Origin of the sequence: Streptomyces sp. NBC_00210, assembly GCF_045160975.1 — a bacterium.
In the GTDB taxonomy this organism is placed as follows: domain Bacteria; phylum Actinomycetota; class Actinomycetes; order Streptomycetales; family Streptomycetaceae; genus Streptomyces.
In genome coordinates this window covers 8564102-8580618 of the sequence record NZ_CP108120.1, presented here as the reverse complement: position 1 = coordinate 8580618, position 16517 = coordinate 8564102, and the positions used below count along the sequence as shown (strand labels likewise).

General features: G+C 66.5%; 14 protein-coding genes. 8 read left to right on the top strand and 6 right to left on the bottom strand.

Annotation, left to right across the window (positions count from 1 at the left end):
- Window positions 1-35: 35 nt before the first annotated feature.
- Window positions 36-212, top strand: coding sequence for a hypothetical protein (locus tag OG729_RS38475; protein WP_405811475.1), 177 nt, complete (start codon window positions 36-38; stop codon window positions 210-212).
- Here the strand turns inward: OG729_RS38475 and OG729_RS38470 are convergent.
- Window positions 182-1966 carry a sigma-54-dependent Fis family transcriptional regulator gene (locus OG729_RS38470; protein ID WP_405810761.1) on the bottom strand — a complete coding sequence of 595 codons (1785 nt, stop codon included), beginning with the start codon at window positions 1964-1966 and terminating at the stop codon, window positions 182-184. The two genes, OG729_RS38475 and OG729_RS38470, sit on opposite strands and share 31 nt — an antisense overlap.
- A 180-nt stretch (window positions 1967-2146) precedes the next feature.
- Here OG729_RS38470 and OG729_RS38465 point away from each other — a divergent pair, with 180 nt between their 5' ends.
- From OG729_RS38465 to OG729_RS38440, 6 genes are all read left to right on the top strand, one after another.
- The gene (locus OG729_RS38465) at window positions 2147-3172 is read left to right on the top strand and encodes an NAD(P)-dependent alcohol dehydrogenase (protein ID WP_405810760.1); all 1026 of its coding nucleotides are present in this window, start codon (window positions 2147-2149) and stop codon (window positions 3170-3172) included.
- A gap of 17 nt (window positions 3173-3189) precedes the next feature.
- Window positions 3190-4788 carry an extracellular solute-binding protein gene (locus OG729_RS38460; RefSeq protein ID WP_405810758.1) on the top strand — a complete coding sequence of 533 codons (1599 nt, stop codon included), beginning with the start codon at window positions 3190-3192 and terminating at the stop codon, window positions 4786-4788.
- Between the two features lie 81 nt (window positions 4789-4869).
- Entirely contained in the window at window positions 4870-5748 is an 879-nt protein-coding gene (locus OG729_RS38455) for a carbohydrate ABC transporter permease (protein WP_108153095.1), read from the top strand.
- On the top strand, window positions 5745-6590 hold the full coding sequence (locus tag OG729_RS38450; RefSeq protein WP_405810756.1) for a carbohydrate ABC transporter permease: 846 nt from the start codon (window positions 5745-5747) through the stop codon (window positions 6588-6590). The genes OG729_RS38455 and OG729_RS38450 overlap by 4 nt, the downstream gene beginning before the upstream one ends.
- The gene (locus tag OG729_RS38445; RefSeq protein WP_360874958.1) at window positions 6587-7675 is read left to right on the top strand and encodes an ABC transporter ATP-binding protein; all 1089 of its coding nucleotides are present in this window, start codon (window positions 6587-6589) and stop codon (window positions 7673-7675) included. The genes OG729_RS38450 and OG729_RS38445 overlap by 4 nt, the downstream gene beginning before the upstream one ends.
- A gap of 1 nt (window position 7676) precedes the next feature.
- Window positions 7677-8756 carry an ABC transporter ATP-binding protein gene (locus tag OG729_RS38440; RefSeq protein ID WP_405810755.1) on the top strand — a complete coding sequence of 360 codons (1080 nt, stop codon included), beginning with the start codon at window positions 7677-7679 and terminating at the stop codon, window positions 8754-8756.
- A gap of 118 nt (window positions 8757-8874) precedes the next feature.
- Here OG729_RS38440 and OG729_RS38435 read toward each other — a convergent pair whose 3' ends face one another.
- From OG729_RS38435 to OG729_RS38415, 5 genes are read right to left on the bottom strand one after another with little or no spacing between them, the layout of a single operon-like run.
- A complete protein-coding gene (locus OG729_RS38435) occupies window positions 8875-10032 on the bottom strand; it encodes an MFS transporter (RefSeq protein WP_405811439.1) in 1158 nt (385 codons plus the stop codon).
- A 5-nt stretch (window positions 10033-10037) separates the two neighbouring features.
- On the bottom strand, window positions 10038-10607 hold the full coding sequence (locus OG729_RS38430; RefSeq protein WP_405810754.1) for a GNAT family N-acetyltransferase: 570 nt from the start codon (window positions 10605-10607) through the stop codon (window positions 10038-10040).
- Window positions 10597-11850, bottom strand: coding sequence for a type III PLP-dependent enzyme (locus OG729_RS38425; protein WP_405810752.1), 1254 nt, complete (start codon window positions 11848-11850; stop codon window positions 10597-10599). The genes OG729_RS38430 and OG729_RS38425 overlap by 11 nt, the downstream gene beginning before the upstream one ends.
- Window positions 11847-13172, bottom strand: a complete 1326-nt coding sequence (locus OG729_RS38420) for a DUF6271 family protein (protein ID WP_405810750.1) — start codon at window positions 13170-13172, stop codon at window positions 11847-11849. The genes OG729_RS38425 and OG729_RS38420 overlap by 4 nt, the downstream gene beginning before the upstream one ends.
- On the bottom strand, window positions 13154-14218 hold the full coding sequence (locus OG729_RS38415; protein WP_405810749.1) for a phytanoyl-CoA dioxygenase family protein: 1065 nt from the start codon (window positions 14216-14218) through the stop codon (window positions 13154-13156). The genes OG729_RS38420 and OG729_RS38415 overlap by 19 nt, the downstream gene beginning before the upstream one ends.
- A 780-nt stretch (window positions 14219-14998) precedes the next feature.
- Between OG729_RS38415 and OG729_RS38410 the strand changes: the two genes are divergently transcribed.
- Window positions 14999-16516 carry a glycoside hydrolase family 3 protein gene (locus OG729_RS38410; protein ID WP_405810747.1) on the top strand — a complete coding sequence of 506 codons (1518 nt, stop codon included), beginning with the start codon at window positions 14999-15001 and terminating at the stop codon, window positions 16514-16516.
- The last annotated feature ends 1 nt before the right edge of the window (window position 16517 follow it).

Below are 16517 nucleotides of genomic sequence, written 5' to 3'. Positions count from 1 at the left end.
GCTGAGGGTCACCAAACGAGACACGACCCACGGCAGTGAGCCCGGACGAGCCGTTCATCGCCATCGTGTGGTGGGTCAACCGGGAAGTCCTGCACCACGGAGCCGAGATCGCCTTGATACGCGATCTGTACCGCACCACGGCCGAATCTCTCCCCGATTCCAAGATCCCTTACGACAACCTTCAGGTGAGGCTCGACGGGACGATCCCGTAACGGCGCATCTTGCGGTACATGGTGGCGCGGGAGATACCGAGATCCTGTGCGGTGCGCTGGACGTTGGAGTTGCGGTCCATCAGCCCGCGGAGAATGGCATCCCGTTCCAGCGCTTCGATGGTGGTCAGGACCTTGTGCGAGGACACCCGGCATTCCGGCGGGAGATCCTCCACCCGCAGGATCCGGACGGACGGCCGCCGTGCCAGTCCACGGATCACCGACTCGAGTTGCCGGACATTCTCCGGCCAGGAGCAGCGCTGCAGCATCGCCAGCGCATCCGGGGAGCAGCTGCTCTCTCCGCTCGGCCGATATTTGAGCAGGAAGAACCGGACCAGGTGCTCGATGTCTCCATAGCGATGGCGCAGCGGCGGCACCTCCACCGAGGCGCCGCACAGACGGTCGAGCTCGTCCTCAGTCATGACCATGGACGGCTGGCTGGTCATGATCAGTTGCCCGGTGGCTGTCCCGTCGAGCTGCGTCAGGAGGCTTCGCAGCTGCCGGCGCAGGTGGTCGCCCAGGAGGTGGACATCCCGCAGGACGACCACGTTCGACGGCTCGGCCAGCAGCTCGCGGACGTTGCCCAGCCAGTGCTCGGCGGCGTGCGGTGACTCCGACAGCGGCGCCTCCGTCCTCTCGAGTCGACGCCCGGCACCGCGGGCCCGGTGGATGGCCTCGATCAGCGCCCTCTTGCCGACCCCGGCTTCGCCGACGAGATGAAGCCAGGACCCGGCGACGAACGCCGCCTCGGTTTCGGCGACCGCGCTCAGCCATTGCGGGGAGGAGCCCACCAGGCCCAGGCCCGATCGCGTAGGTCCGGAGGAAACGACCGGTCCGGGCTGGGGACGTCCGATGACTCGGACTCGGAAGATCGTGCCCGCGTCTCTTTCGTCGCGCCGGCTACGGCTGACCCGGAGTTCGGCGACTCGTCCGGAGGGGAGGGCGATGCTCCGGGTCCCTTCGAACCGGGGGTCGTCGGCGATCTCACGTGCGTGGTCGAGCAGCGCGTAGTGATCCGTCCCTGTCACGGCCGATCTCAGCTGCTCGTTCATCATGACGACATCGCGATTGATGGCCAGGACGGGTCCAGGGCGCACCGAGGAGCATGCGTCCATGTAGTCCTGGAACAGGGCCCGTTCCCGTCGCGAGCTGATCGCGGCGATCTCACTTTCGATCTGGCCCGCGACAGAGCGGGCCAGGGCCATGAGCATGCCGGCTGAGCCCTGACGGGCCGTGGTCAGGTTGAAGGCTCCCAGCAGGGTGCGCCGGGTGGGATGCAGGATCGGCACGGCCGCGCAGTGGAAGTCCCGCAGCGCCTCGACGTAGTGCTGACTTCCGGCGATCATGACCGGGCGGCCGCTGGCCAGTGCGGTCCCGATGCCGTTGGTGCCTACGTAGCGCTCGGCGAACACGTGTCCCGGGGCCAGTTGCACTCGGTTCAGCCGCGTCGTCAGAGCCTGGTGGGAGACCATGCGGGACAGCACCACGCCGTTGCGGTCGGTGACCATCGTGGACACCGGGTCGTCGGCCAGTTGCTCGTGCAGCCCGTTCAGGATCGGTAGCGCCGCTCTGGCGAGCGGGCTGTCCAGATTGGGGTTCTCGAGGTAGGGAGCGTCGATGCAGCTCGACTTCACCTGGTACTCCATCGAGCGTTGCCAGGAGGCGACCACGAGCGGACGGGCGCTCGGATCCTTGGTGATCTCCTGGTAAAGCTCTCTGGCTGCTGTCAGTGAGCTGCCAGGTTGACGTCGGGGCATTTAACACTCCCGTATCGCGCGCGTCATCCCTCGGTGGAGTGATTGGAACAGCTCGATGACGCCGCGCCTATGGCCTGTATCACATTGATACATCCGCGGACCTCTTCTGAGACATCGGCCTGCGCGCGGCGGGCTGTGTAATCGGCGCACCATCCACCCCGCCGATTCGCAGGGAGCGCCATGAAAGCCGTGCAGGTCATCGAGTACGACGAGCCGCCAGTGCTCGTGGATGTGCCGGACCCGCAGATCACCGGTCCGCTGGATGTGATCGTGAAGGTCGGGGGCGCGGGGGTCTGCCGCACCGATCTGCACATTCTCGAAGGACAGTGGAGCGACAAGAGCGGGGTTGTCCTGCCCTACACCATCGGCCATGAGAATGCCGGCTGGGTGCAGGAGGTGGGACAGGCCGTCACCAACGTCAAGGTCGGCGACCCGGTCATCCTGCACCCGCTCGTGACCTGCGGTCTGTGCCGTGCCTGCCGGGCCGGCGACGACGTGCACTGTATGAACTCGGCCTTCCCGGGCATCGACACCGACGGGGGCTATGCGGAGTACCTGAAGACCACCGCCCGCTCAGTGGTGGCACTCGACCCGTCCCTTGAGCCGGCCTCGGTTGCGGCCCTGGCCGATGCCGGGCTCACGGCGTACCACGCCGTCGCCAAGGCGGCCCGGGTCCTGCGACCGGGCGATCGGGCCGTGGTGATCGGCGCCGGAGGTCTCGGGCACATCGGCATCCAAGTGCTCCAGGCCCTGTCGCCGGTCGAGATGATCGTGATCGACCGAAGCCCGGACGCTCTTGCCCTGGCCAAGGAACTGGGAGCCGAACACACGCTGGTCGCGGACGGCACCGAGGCCGAGCGCGTCCTGGAACTCACCGGAGGGCGCGGGGCGGAGGCCGTTTTGGACTTCGTCGGCGAGGGGGGTGCCGTCGAGACCGGCGTGGCCTGCCTGCGCCGCAACGGCAACTACTACGTCATCGGCTACGGCGGCCGGCTCGACGTTCCGACGATCGACGTCATCTCCACCGAGATCAACTTCATCGGCAACCTCGTGGGGTCCTACAACGACCTCTCCGAGCTGATGGTCCTGGCGGCCCAGGGCAAGGTCGGCCTGCACACCCAGCGGTACCCCTTGGCGTCCTTCCGTGACGCCCTCGACGACTTGTCCGCCGGTGCCGTCCGCGGCCGAGCGATCTTGATCCCGTGAGTCGAAGGAGCAGCTCCATGCGCAACAACTCGTACAAGGGCATGATCGCCGCCGCGGCAGTCGTGGCCCTCACCGCCACCGGATGTACCAGCCAGGACCAGACGGAGAGCAAGGCCGACAAGCCGGCGCTGTTCAAGCCGGGTTCGGAGATCAGCTACAGAAAGTACGGCAAGGACTACCCGGCCGCGAAGGTCAAGGACGTACCGGGTCCCTGCAGCTACGAGTCGATCAGCCGTAAGGACTACTCCGGACAGACGCTGAAGATCATCAGCCATGCCGTCCCCGTCATCGGCGAGCCGACCAAGCTGCACGCCAGACAGTTCGAGGAGATCACCGGGGCGAAGGTGGAGGTGGTCAACGTCCCGTTCGGGGAGCTGCACCAGAAGATCCTCACGCCCCTGCAAGCGAATCAGCCAGCGTACGACGTCATGTTCTACCCCTCCTTGTGGATAGGCGACATGGCCCCGTATCTGGCCCCGGTGCCGCAGGAGTACCTGGACACCCCCGGCATGAAGGACGTCACGAAGGCCTATATGGACGTGGCCACCTGGAACGGGCAGGTCGTGCAGTACCCCGTGGACGGTGACCGGCATTACCTCAAGGTCCGCACGGACGTACTGAAGGATCCGAAGCGCCAGGCGGCGTACAAGGCGGCCACGGGTAAGGACCTGCGCACGCCCAAGACGTGGGCCGAATACCAGGAGGTCGCCAAGTTCTTCAGCGGCAAGGACGTCGACGGCGACGGCAAGCCCAACTTCGGCAGTGCCGAGGTGACCAAGCGTGACGACCTGACGTTCTCCGCCTTCATCAGCCGTGCGGCACCGTACGTGAAGAACCCGGACGTCAAGGGGGGCCTCTTCTTCGACCTGGACACCATGAAGCCTCTGATCAACACCCCCGGCTTCGTGCGAGCCCTCGACGACATGGTGAAGGCCAAGTCGACCTGGGCACCCGGTGGCGCCAACTTCGGTCTGGGCGACGAGATCTTCTCCTTCGGAGGCGGGCAGACGCTGATGTCCTACTCATGGGACGACGCGTTCATCCAGGCCCAGCAGCCGGACAGCAAGATACGCAACAAGATCGAAGCGGCGGCGCTGCCCGGTTCCACCGAGGTCTACAACCGCACCAAAAAGGTGTGGGACAAGAAGCCGAACCAGGCTCCGTACTTCACCTGGGGGTGGACCTCGGCGGTGTCCAAGGCCTCGGGGCACCAGAAGATGGCCTTCGACTACCTGTGCTTCTTCAGCAACGAGGCCAATGCCGCCCTCGATCTGACCATCGGCCGCTTCGGCGTCAATCCTTACCGCAACGCCCACTTCGATGCGGCGTTCTGGGAGAAGCAGGGCTGGGACAAGGACGTCGCGAAGTCGTACGTGCAGACGCTCTCCGGCATGGAGAAGAGCACCAACCGCGTCTTCGACCTGCGTGTCCCCGGCGTCAACCAGTACATGTCCGCGCTGGCCAACGGCGTCGCCGCAGCTCTGGCGGGGCAGAAGACGCCGCAGCAGGCGCTGGACGAGGCGGCCAGGGAGTGGGCCAAGATCACCGAGCAGATCGGCAAGGACACCGTCCACGACGCCTATCGCAACGTGGTCGCGCTCGAGGACTACCGCTGACCCGACCACAGGACGCCCCCGGGTAGCCGGCCGGTCCGGCCGGCCACCCGGGGGCGACCGCCCCTTTCCACAAGGAGCACCATGTACGGCCTGCGCCGGCACAAGAGCATGTTCCTGCTCCCAGGACTGCTCACACTCCTACTGATCATCATCTTCCCCCTTTTGTTCACGATTCGCGTGAGCTTCTCCGGCTGGAACGTCAGCAGCCCTCAGATGGACTTCATCGCAGGGGCCAACTACGCCACGATGCTGCACGACAGCCGCTTCTGGTCGTCGATCATGCGCCTGATCCTGCTGGCCGGCGGCACCGTCCTGATCCAGTACGTCATCGGATTCGGCATGGCCCTGCTCGTCTGGCGCGATGTACGCGGCCGCAGGTTCTGGCGGGTGCTCTTCCTCGTCCCCATGATGACCACTCCCGTCGTGATGGCCGCCATCTGGCAAATGATCTTCCACGAGTCGCTGGGGCCGCTGAACGATCTGCTCGGGATGCTGGGCCTGACCAAGGTTGCCTGGCTCACCGAGTCCGGGCCGGCGCTGGTCGCGCTGATGACCGTCGAGGTCTGGCAGTGGACCCCGTTCATGTTCCTGCTGCTGCTGGCCGGCCTGCTGAGCCTTCCCAAGGAACCGTTCATGGCCGCCGCGATCGACGGCGCCGACGTGTGGCGCACCTTTTGGAAGGTGACCTTCCCGCTGATGGCGCCGGTGTCGGTCGCGGCGGTCATCATCCGGCTGATCGAGGCGTCCAAGCTCTCCGACAGCGTCTACGTGCTGACCTCCGGTGGACCGGGCTCCTCCACGGAGACTCCGGGCTACTACCTCTACATCCAGGGGCTGCGGGATCAGCAGACCGGCTACAGCGGGGCGATGTCCCTGACCTACCTGGTCCTGATGATCGTCACGCTCACCGTTGTCGCCGCCTTGCTCACCAGGGCCCTCAAGCTGAAGGGGCACTCATGAGGCCGCGCCTTTACCCCGTATTCAAGTACACCGTGATCGCACTGTGGGCCTGCTTCGTGGCGGGACCGTTCTTCTGGGCCATGACGACCAGCTTCAAGGACGCCAACGCAGTGCAGGGCGGCGCCACATATCTTCCCTGGATCCAGTACCAGCCCACCTCCACCGGCTGGCGCAACATCTTCGGCGGAGCCGGTGGCGTCGATGTGATCCAGCCCTTCATCAACAGTGCCATCGTCACCATCGCCGCCTCGGCCATCAGCCTCGTTCTCGGATCCCTGGCCGCCTACGCGTTGTCCCGCTACCGGTTCAAGATCGGCTTCATCAAGAACAGCGACATCGTCTTCTTCTTCGTGTCACAACGGATCATGCCGCCCGTCGTCCTGGTGATCCCCTTTTTCTACCTTCTGCAGTGGGCGGACCTCCTGGACAGCATCGCGGGACTGGTCATCGTGACGGTCGCCCTGCTGCTGCCCATCGCGGTGTGGGTGATGGTGGACTTCTTCAACGGCATCCCGCGTGAGATCGACGAGATGGCCATGCTCGACGGATGCGGGCCGTTGCAGACCTTCGTGCGGGCGATCCTGCCGAACTCCCTGCCCGGGCTGACCGTGGCCGCGATGTTCTGCGCGGTGTTCGGCTGGAACGACTTCTTCTTCGCCTTCAGGCTGACCTTCACCGAGGTCCAGACCCTGCCCCAGGCGGTCGTCGCCCTCAACTCCTCCATCCCGCCCTGGTGGACCCTGTCCGCGGCTGCCCTGTTCGGTGTGGCGCCGCTGGTCCTGCTCGCCATCTGGGTGGAGCGCTATCTGTCAAAAGGCAACCTGTCGGGAGCAGTCCGATGACCCTGAGTGCCACTGATCTGAGCCTGACCGTCGACGGCGTCGACCATCTCAAGAGCGTGACCGCAATTTTTGAACCGGGACGGCTCCACACTGTCATCGGCCGGACCATGGCGGGAAAGACGACGCTGCTGCGGGCCCTGGCCGGCCTGCAGGAGGTGGACTCCGGCTCCCTGACCCGGAACGGAGCCGACCTCCTCAAAACGCCGGTCTGGCGGCGGGACACCGCCATGGTCTACCAGCAGTTCATCAACTATCCACATTTGAGCGTGTTCGGCAACGTGGCCTTCCCGCTCCGGCGGCAGAGGCTGTCACGGGACGAGATCCAACGACGGGTCAGCAAGAGCCTGGCGCTTGTCGGCCTGACCGGCTTCGAGCGGCGCAAGCCGTCCCAGCTCTCCGGCGGACAGCAGCAGCGCGTCGCCGTGGCGCGCGCCCTCGCACGCGGCACGGGAATTCTCCTGCTCGACGAGCCCCTGGCCAACCTCGACTACAAACTGCGCGAACAGCTGCGCGAGGAGTTCAAGACTCTCTTCTCGGACCAGGGCGACACGGTAGTTGTCTATACGACGACCGAGCCCGCCGAGGCGATGATGCTCGGTGATGTTGTGCTGGTCATGCATGAGGGACAGATCCTTCAGGTCGGCCCACCGCAGGAGGTCTTCGAGCGGCCGGCGACGACCACGGTGGCGTCCATCATCAACGACCCGCCCATGAACATCTTCCCGGGCCGGATCGAGGGCGGTCAGGTCACGGTGGCGGGCTTCCAGGCCACGCACGTGTCCCCGCATCTCGCCGACCTGCCCGACGGCGCCTACCAGTTCGGCCTGCGGGCAACGGATGTCAGCCTGGCCTCCGCCGGTGTCGAGGGCGAGGTCACGTTCGTGGAGATCTCCGGCTCCGAGACATTCGTGCACGCGGCTGTCGGCAAGACTCCGTTCGTCATACAGATCGAGGGCATCCATGACGTCGCTCTCGGTGATCTTGTGAAACTCCGGCTACGCCCCGAGCGGCTGTACGCCTTCGACGAGAAGGGCTCGCTCGTGCGGACACCTTCGTACGATCTTGTTTCAGTGGGAGGGCGTTGAGATGGCGCAGTTGGACATCGTCGACGTCGGGCACAGCTACACGCCCGGCGCCGAAGAGAAGCAGTGGGCCCTCAAGCCACTGAGGCTGACTTTCGAGGCCGGCAAGACCTACGCATTGGTCGGGCCTTCGGGCTGCGGCAAGACGACGCTGCTGAACATCTTGTCCGGGCTGGTCAAACCGTCACAGGGCCAGGTCCTGTTCGACGGCGTGGACGTCACAGCGCTGCCGACGAAGGCGCGCAACATAGCCCAGGTGTTCCAGTTCCCTGTCATCTACCACTCGATGACGGTGTACGAGAACCTCGCTTTCCCGCTCCAATGCCGCCGGTGGGACAAGGCAAGGATCGATGCCAAGGTCCATCAGGTGGCCGAGGCGCTGGACCTGGACGACCGGCTGGGGCAGCCCGCCCGGCGGCTCACCGCGGACGACAAGCAGCTGATCTCGCTCGGCCGTGGTCTCGTCCGTGACGACGTGGCGGCCGTGCTGATGGACGAGCCCCTGACCGTCATCGATCCGCAGCTGAAGCACTCGTTGAGGCGCAAGATCCGTGAGATCACAGAGCAGTTCCAGCCCACAGTGATCTACGTTACCCACGACCAGTACGAAGCCATGAGCATTGCGCAGGAAGTGCTGGTCATGAGGGACGGCCAGGCGATGCAGCAGGGCACTCCGGAGCAGCTCTTCGAGGCACCCTCATCAACGTACGTCGGCTACTTCATCGGATCACCGGCCATGAACTTCCTCACCCTGGACCGGGCGCAAAAGGAGTTCACCCTCGGAGGCCGGACCCTGGCCGTGGCGTGGGACATCCCGGAGAGCACCAGCGAGGTCCAGGTGGGAATCCGGCCCGAGTACGTCACGGTCGTCACGGAACCCGGGCCGAACACCTTTACAGCCAGGCTTCGCGGTGTCCAGGATCACGGCCCTCAGCGCGTGCTCGAGATCGACGTGGCCGGCCAGCTCATGAAGGCGAAGGTGCCGCGAGAGGACGGGGTTCCTGCGATCGAGGAATTCCTGGTGCATCTGCCGCGCGCGAAGGCTCTCCCCTATTCGGACGGTCACCTGGTTCTCCAGTCGTAGTGCGAGTGGTTGCCGACGGCAGGTCAGTTGCGGTCAGGGAGACAGCAGTCCCGGAGCTGCCGTCGGCTGCCCAGCCTGAACGCGGACAGTTCACCGTTGTCCTCACCCAGTGCCCGGATCAGACTTTCGCAGGCGTCCACCGGATCTGTGTGCCGCAGAGGGACACGACAAGCGCCGAGGCGGCGACGGCACCCAGGCCCCACACCAGGCTGCTGGCATTCGCTATGAGGCCGATGACCGGCGGCCCGACCAGCAGGCCCGTCGTTCCCATGGCGGCGACCAGGGTCAACGCGTCCGGGCCTTGGCTCGCCGCGGCCACGTAGACGCAAGGGGTCACGGCTGCAATACCCAGTCCGACGCATGCGAACCCGATCAGGGCCGGCACCACACCGCCGCTGAGTAGGGCCAGGGCCAGCCCTACCCCCGCCAGTGCGCTCCCGAGGACGACGACGCGACTGTCACCCCAACGGCTGCGCCAGCCGTCGGCAAAGAGGCGGGCCACTACCATCATGCCCGAGACGACGGCGATGCCCAGGGGCACCAGTTCCGCCGACGCCCGGACGACGTCCTTCATATAGAGGGCCGACCAGTCGTTTACGGCGCCCTCGGTCACAGTGCCGAACGCCATGGCGCAGCACATCCACAACGTCACGCGCGACGGTAGGGTCCATCTGCCGCGGCCCTTCTTCTCCTTCGCCTCAACAGGCTGGTCATCCGCCAGAAGTCCCGTCCGTGCGTACCCGGACAGCAACAGCAAGATGACGGCGGCTACGCCGAAGTGCACGCCAACCGTCGAGGTCACCGCGTTCACGCCGGATGCGAGGACGGCCGCGAGCAACGAGCCGCCGCTGAACATCGCATGCAGTCTGGCCATGACGTTTCGCCGGTGTCTGACTTCGAGCGCGGCTCCCTGTGCGTTCATGGCGACGTTCAGACACCCTACGAGGACTCCGTCGCAGCACAAGATCGCCAGAGCGACAGGATAGTTCGGCGCCGCGGCCAGGGCCACCAGCAGCAGAGTCAGGCCCAGGGCCGACAGCAGCGCCAGGCGCCGTGAGCCCAGCCGCCTCATCAACATCGCCACCACGGGAAACGACGCCACCGCGCCGACACCGGCGGCCATCAGCAACAGGCCTACCTCCGCTGCCGTCAGGCCAAGGTGCGTCTTGATGGCAGGGATTCGCGACGCCCAGGTGGCGTACTGGAAACCGAGGGAGCAGAACAGCGCGGCAATCGCCAACTGGCTGCGAATGAAGGGATCTTGAAATCGGAGCATGTGCTTCAACCCAATTCCTTTTGCGATGACGAGCCGCGCGGCAATGCGCCGGTCAACTCCGGCTTTCCGGTGCGATCGCCCGGCACTGCCCTGGTCATGTACACAGCGCCGGGACCGTAACTGCCCGGGGGGACGACTCCCTCATGGCCGGCGAACCCGCGCGCGGACCAGAACGTCTCGCTGCCGGCGACGGCGACCAGGGAGATCTGCTCGTACCCGTGCGAGCGAGCCACTGTGGTGAGGTGGTGCAGGAGACGCTGCGCCAGTCCCCTGCGACGGAATCCCTCCGCTATGACGAGGTCGTGCAGGTGCAGATTGCGGGACGGGAACGCGAACTTTTCCGTCCGGTCCAGGTCCGGGTACCGGAACATCGGATAGGGCAGTGCGAGCAGATACCCCGCCAGCCGCGGGCCCAGGTCCAGCGCGCAGCACGTGGTCGGCGACACGCGCACTCGGGACTCCAGCGCGGCCCGCCCCTCCGACAGCCCGAGGTCGGCGTAGGCACGGGACTCCATTGCCACGATGCCGTCCCAGTCACCGTCAGCGATGCGGCGTATTCGTGCCTCATTGCTCATCTGCCGTACGCCTTCCCGGACATGCCGCGCCGGGCGCAGGATCCTGGTGCCGTCGCCTGCTCCGCACCCCGTCCCCGCCCTCAATGCACGTGTACGGCAGTGGGCTGAAGCCGTTGAAACCCTGCGTCATATAGCTGGTCGCATACGCACCGCAGGAGAGCACCCAGACCGGATCGCCCGACGCCAGCGTCCTGGGCACCCGGACCAGGCCGTGTTCGTGGGAGTAGGCGTCGTCGCTGTCGCAGGTGGGACCCGCCACGACGACCGGGACCTGCTCGACACCACGGTGCGAGGGGAATACGAGCCGGTACTGCAGCTCGTCCATCTCGTACAGGCCGTTGAACTTCCCGCAGCTCAGGTACAACCAGTGCTGACACTCGCCGTTCGCATTCCGCCGTGAGGACAGCCTGGACACATGTGCCCGGATCGCCCCGTGGTCCGCCACGAGATAGCGCCCGGGCTCCACGACGAATTCGAGATGGTGCCCGGGGATCCTCCTGAGAGACTCCATCCCCTCGCGGATCACGGCGAATATCTTGTCCACCGGGGGGTCCAGTGGCCTGCCGCGTCTGTCGAGGTACCCGAGCGCCGGCAGGCCGCCGCCAAGATTGACGTGGTCCAGAGATATACCGCGACGCTGAAGAGCGGTCAGAGCGTCAGCCAGGATTTCGAAGGCGCTGTGCCAGGCTTCGGGCGTCATCTGCTGGGAACCGACGTGCACAGACAGCCCCGAGGGCATCAGGCCCCTGGTTCGCGCCATCTCGAGCACGAGCACCGCGTCGTCGGGCGAGCACCCGTACTTCCTGCTGAGCCCCCACAGCGCCCCGTCCCCGCTGGTCGCGAGCCTGCAGAAGACCCGGGCACCGGCAGCATGGTCTGCGAGCGCCGCCACGTCCTGAAGACTGTCGGTTGCGAAGTCCCTGATGCCGAGGCGATACGCATCCACGATGTTCCGGTCGGACTTGACCGTGTTGCCGTAGTGCATCCTGCCGATCGGCACACCCGCCCGCAGCGCCTGCTCCATCTCCTGCAGGCTTGCCGCGTCGACTCCCGCGCCTTTCTTCGCCAGACGGGCAAGCACCTCGTCCACCGGGCAGGCTTTCATGGCAAAGCGAACGGAGACTCCGGGCAGTTCCCGGCGCAGGGTCTCGTAGCGCTCCTCGATGCCGGAGAGGTCGAAGATGATCTGATCCTCGGCCGCGGCTGCCAGCGCGGCGAACAAGGATGCGTCCTCGTGCGTCATGGTCGCTCTCCACCCGCCCGCCACGGTGGCTGCAGAAGACCGGTGACCCTGCTCGCGCGCACCAGCGGTTCCCACGCCTCGACCAGTAGGGCGAAGTCGGCGATGTCGCTCTGGGCTTCGTCGAGGAGGCGTTCGCGGCGCGAAGCCAGGAGATCGGCGAATGTGGCGTATCTGCCGCCCAGCTTCCGGTAGGCGGTGTCGAGGCGCTCCAGCCGCTGGACGTTCTCCGCCCGGTCCAGCCGGGTGCTCTCCCTGGCGAACCCGGCGACGGCGGATGCCCGCACCTGCCCCCGGCCGTCGAGCAGCGATGGGCCGGCCTGGGCCATCCTGTCGTAGATGAAGTTGAAGTAGAGCATCGACAGTAAGAACTTGGCGAAGCGCGTCTGGTAGGCCATGAAGCCCGGATCGGTCCTGCGCTCGCCGGTGTAGAAGTTCACGATGTTGCGGTTGTGCAGAACACCCGGCAGCTCGGCGTCGTGGACCAGATGGATCAGAAAGTAGTCACTGCCGATCGTGTCGGTCGCGGGCGGCAGCGGCACGCGTTCGTGCACCCCGTGGAAGCTGATGTTGCACATGTCGACCCGCATGGGGTCGACCAGGGTCAGCGTCGAGTGGTCCTGGGCGAACGCGTCGGAGCCGGCCCCTTGGAAGGACTCGTCGACGAGCTGCCGCTTCTGCTCGCCGGGCCAGTGGACAGGCGCCCACAGACTGACCACGTCGTAATAGACATCGTTGTCGAGCCGACGAATCTCGTCGATGTCCACGGACAGTTCACCCACGAAGGAGCTGCCCACCATGGCGACCCGCTTGTCCGTGTGCTCCGCGGCCAGCGCCGTTTCGGAGACGCCGTGCGCGGCGTCGGCGGCGCGTTCACCGAGCGACATGAGCTCATGGTGGATGGGGAAGGCGGGCTCACCGTTCACGACCTGGTAGCGGCTGTCGGAGTCTCTCCGGTGAACGGAGTCACACCCGAGCGCGACGCTGATCAGGAAGGCGCGGTTGGTGCAGGCACCGTAGGAGAGGTCGGCCGGAAGCATCAGATCCAGCATCAGGTCGGGCTTCGTGGTCTCGATCCGGCGGATCACCCGCTGCAGGAAGTCCCGCTGCTCCGCCTCGCCGAGATGGTGCACGACGACCCGGCGATCCCTGCGTGTTCCTCGTACGACTTCCGCGTGCTCCTTGAATGCTTCGGAGCTGTCCAGGATCAGGAGGTGCACCTCAACGTCGAAGTGCTCGGCAGCGTAGGCCGCCTCCTCGGCAATGGCCGCGATCGTCGACGGGCACGCCCTGTTGGTGGGAAGAGTCAGACAGATGCTGCGCATGCCACTTCTCCGGCCCGCTGGTCGAGATCCCGCGTGTTCCAGGGCTGCAGACCCAGCAGCTTTGCACCCAGTTCGTTCAGCGTGGCCGTCCCGTACCGGAGAGCCTCCTGCTTCGAGGCGTCACCGAGAAGCGTTCCGTTCCAGTCCGGCGTGCTGAGATGGCGCCACGAGTCGATCCGTGAACGCCTCAGCTCCCGGTGGGACTCCAGCGCCGGCATCATCGAGAGGTACTGGACCGCCCGCACGCCGTTCTCTGAGGTGTTGGGCGCTACACCGTGCGCCAGGAGACCGTTCCAGATCAACAGGTCGCCGGCCTCCAGTTCCGGTCGGACCACAGGCAGCTCGGCCCGGTCGATTCTGGGCCGGATCGGGTCGCGGTCGGTCGGCTGGAGGGCCTTCCACGGGTCGAACTGCCGGAACAGCTCGGGACAGCACTGGAAACCGCCGTGGTCCGGCCTGGTGTCGTTCAGGGCGATGATCCCCTGGACCCGCTGCGGCAGCACACCGAGCGAGGTGTCGACATCCCAGTGGAGCTCGATGTCGAACCCACTTTCCGTGGGCGCGATCAGCGCCCGGTCCCGGTTCTTGACGTTGGGAGGGTTCAGGTTGAGCCGGTCCAGGGTCACCCAGAGCTCCTCGCAGTCCCACACGTCGACGAACGCGTCGTAGACCCGCTGCGTTTGGCGGCTGTCCCATATGAGCTGGTGGTGGTATGCCTCGACGAACCCGTAGATGTGCAGTTCCCGATCCAGGTCCGAGCGGAACTCGCGCTCCTCGTACCAGGTGTCCGCCCGGTCGGGATCGAGCCCCTGGAAGTCCCAGGCGAAGGCGAGCAGTCGTCGCGCCGCCGAGGCGGGGATCGCCTGCTTCACCACGACGTAGCCGTAGGTCTGCCAGAAGGTGAAGTCCTCCTCGGACAGCACCCTGAGCTGCCGTGTCTTTCGAAGGTCTCGCAGCTGGGTCTGCGCCAGGTACGTCTCGCCATCAGAGCTGAAGTACGGGACGTCCGAAGGAGATCGGTGGAGATAGCGGTCAGGCGTTGCCATGCAGTGCTCCAAAGCTCATTTCTCTTCTGTCGCTCCCGACCCGCTTACCGGGCCCGAGGCGTCAGCTGTGCGAAGTGCGGAGGGTTTGCGCCGGGACGGTTTCTGCCGGGAGCCACTCCGCGCTCCCGTGGGCACCCAATGCCGACGCGCACCGGAACGCGATCACCGGAAGGCTCCCCCGCTCCGGTGTCGGGCGCGCGGCGTTCGGCATCCATCGCTGCCAGGTCTGCACCCGTGGCAGATCAACGGATCCTGGACGGGCGGATGGTCGCACCGAGCGGGCCCTCGAGAAGTAGTGGTTGCCCGCGGATACAGCAGTGACTTACCGGCTCGATGCCCCCCATATGAACGCGGTGTCCGTCGCCGACCGAGGACGCCGATGGTCTCCTGGGTGTCGGCAGACGCGCGTCACGTCCGCCGGGCGGAATGCCTCACCCGCCCCTTGTTGCACATGTACCCCACCAAGTTGGACTAGACCAAATGCCCTTGTCAACAAAGGAGTTGAGCGGACCAGTTGGCTGCGACCCCGGGCATGATCCGCCAATCCGCTTCGAACCGCAGGTGAGCGACCTGCGGATGGGGGCACGGGTGAACTCCGAAAAGCCGGGCGCCGGCCAGTCGCCTCCCGACAGTCACCACCCCGGTCGGCCCCGACCACGGCTCGCTCCTGGGCCAACGAGCGTCTTGACACTGGCAATTGACCTAAGCAAGTATCCATTGGTCTGTACCAGAGCCCATCCATGTCATCGGTGTGTCGGCACTACCCGAAAGGCGCAGTCGATGTCCTCCAGCAAGCACAGCAAGGAGTTGCGACGACTCGCGCTCTCCGTCCTGCAGCCAGGGTTCGTGGGCACCGTGGCACCGGACTGGATACTGCGTGACATCGGTGACGGCCTGGCATCCGTCGTGCTTTTCGCTCGCAACATCGCCTCCCCCGAGCAGATCGCCCGCCTCACCGATCAACTCCGCAGGGAGAACCCGGCGTTGATCATCGCGATCGACGAAGAAGCCGGGGATGTCACCCGGATCGAATCCGCGACCGGCTCCACCCGGCCCGGCAACTTCGCCCTCGGAGCCGTGGACGACACCGACCTGACCGAGTCCGTCGCCGCCGACCTGGGACACCAGCTGCGCGCCGCCGGTGTGAGCCTCAACTACGCGCCCAGCGTGGACGTCAACTCCAACCCCGACAACCCCATCATCGGCGTCAGGTCCTTCGGCCTCGACCCGAAGGTGGTGTCCCGGCATGCCGCCGCGTGGATCCGGGGCCTCCAGTCGGCCGGGGTCGCCGCCTGCGCCAAGCACTTCCCGGGCCACGGGGACGTCGCTGTCGACTCACACCACGGCCTGCCCAGCTACAGCGCCGGCCTCGACGAAATCGCCGCCCAGGCCCTGCCCCCGTTCCGAGCCGCCCTGGACGCGGGCGTTCGCGCGGTCATGAGCGGTCACCTTCTGGTACCCGCCCACGATCCGCACCTCCCCGCCACTCTCAGCCGCCGCATCCTCGACGACCTGCTCCGCCAAGAGCTCGGGTTCGACGGCCTGATCGTCACCGACGCCATCGAGATGGGTGCCGTCGCCGACCGCTACGGGATCGACGGGGCCACGGTGCGAGCCGTCGTCGCCGGCGCCGATGCCGTCTGCGTCGGCGGGGAGAGCGCCGAGGAGGCCACGGTCGAAGTACTCGCCGGCGCGCTCGTCGACGCAGCGGCCGCCGGGGACCTCACCGAAGAGCGGCTCGTGGAGGCGGCCGAGCGAGTCCGGGCGTTCGCCGACTGGTCGGCAGGTCTGGGTCAGGCCGCACCCGTCAACGCCGTCAGCGGTGACATCGGCTTCGTCGCCGCCCGCCGAGCCATCCGGCTGACCGGCCCCGTGCAGGATGCCCTGCCCTTGGCCGCCCCGCCACACGTGGTGGAGTTGGTGCCCTCCACCAACCTGGCCATCGGTAAGGAGACCCCATGGGGCCTCGCCGTCCCACTCGGCGAGCGACTGCCCGGAACCACCTCCGTCCGGGTGCACCACCAGCAGTGGGAGACGCGGACGGCCACCCTGGAGGGATCCGTGCTGGCGCCCGCCTCCGGACGCCCGTTGGTCGTCGTCGTCAGGGACGCCTCCCGGCACACGTGGATGGGCCGCGCCCTGGCAGACCTCCTCTCGGCGCGCCCCGACGCGATCGTCGTGGAGATGGGCCTGCCCGGAGCGGCTGTCCCCGCCGCGGTCCACATCTTCACGCACGGTGCCACTGCCGCCTTGGGGGTGGCCGCCGCGGAAGTGCTGGTGGGCGCCAGGCAGGCGTAGG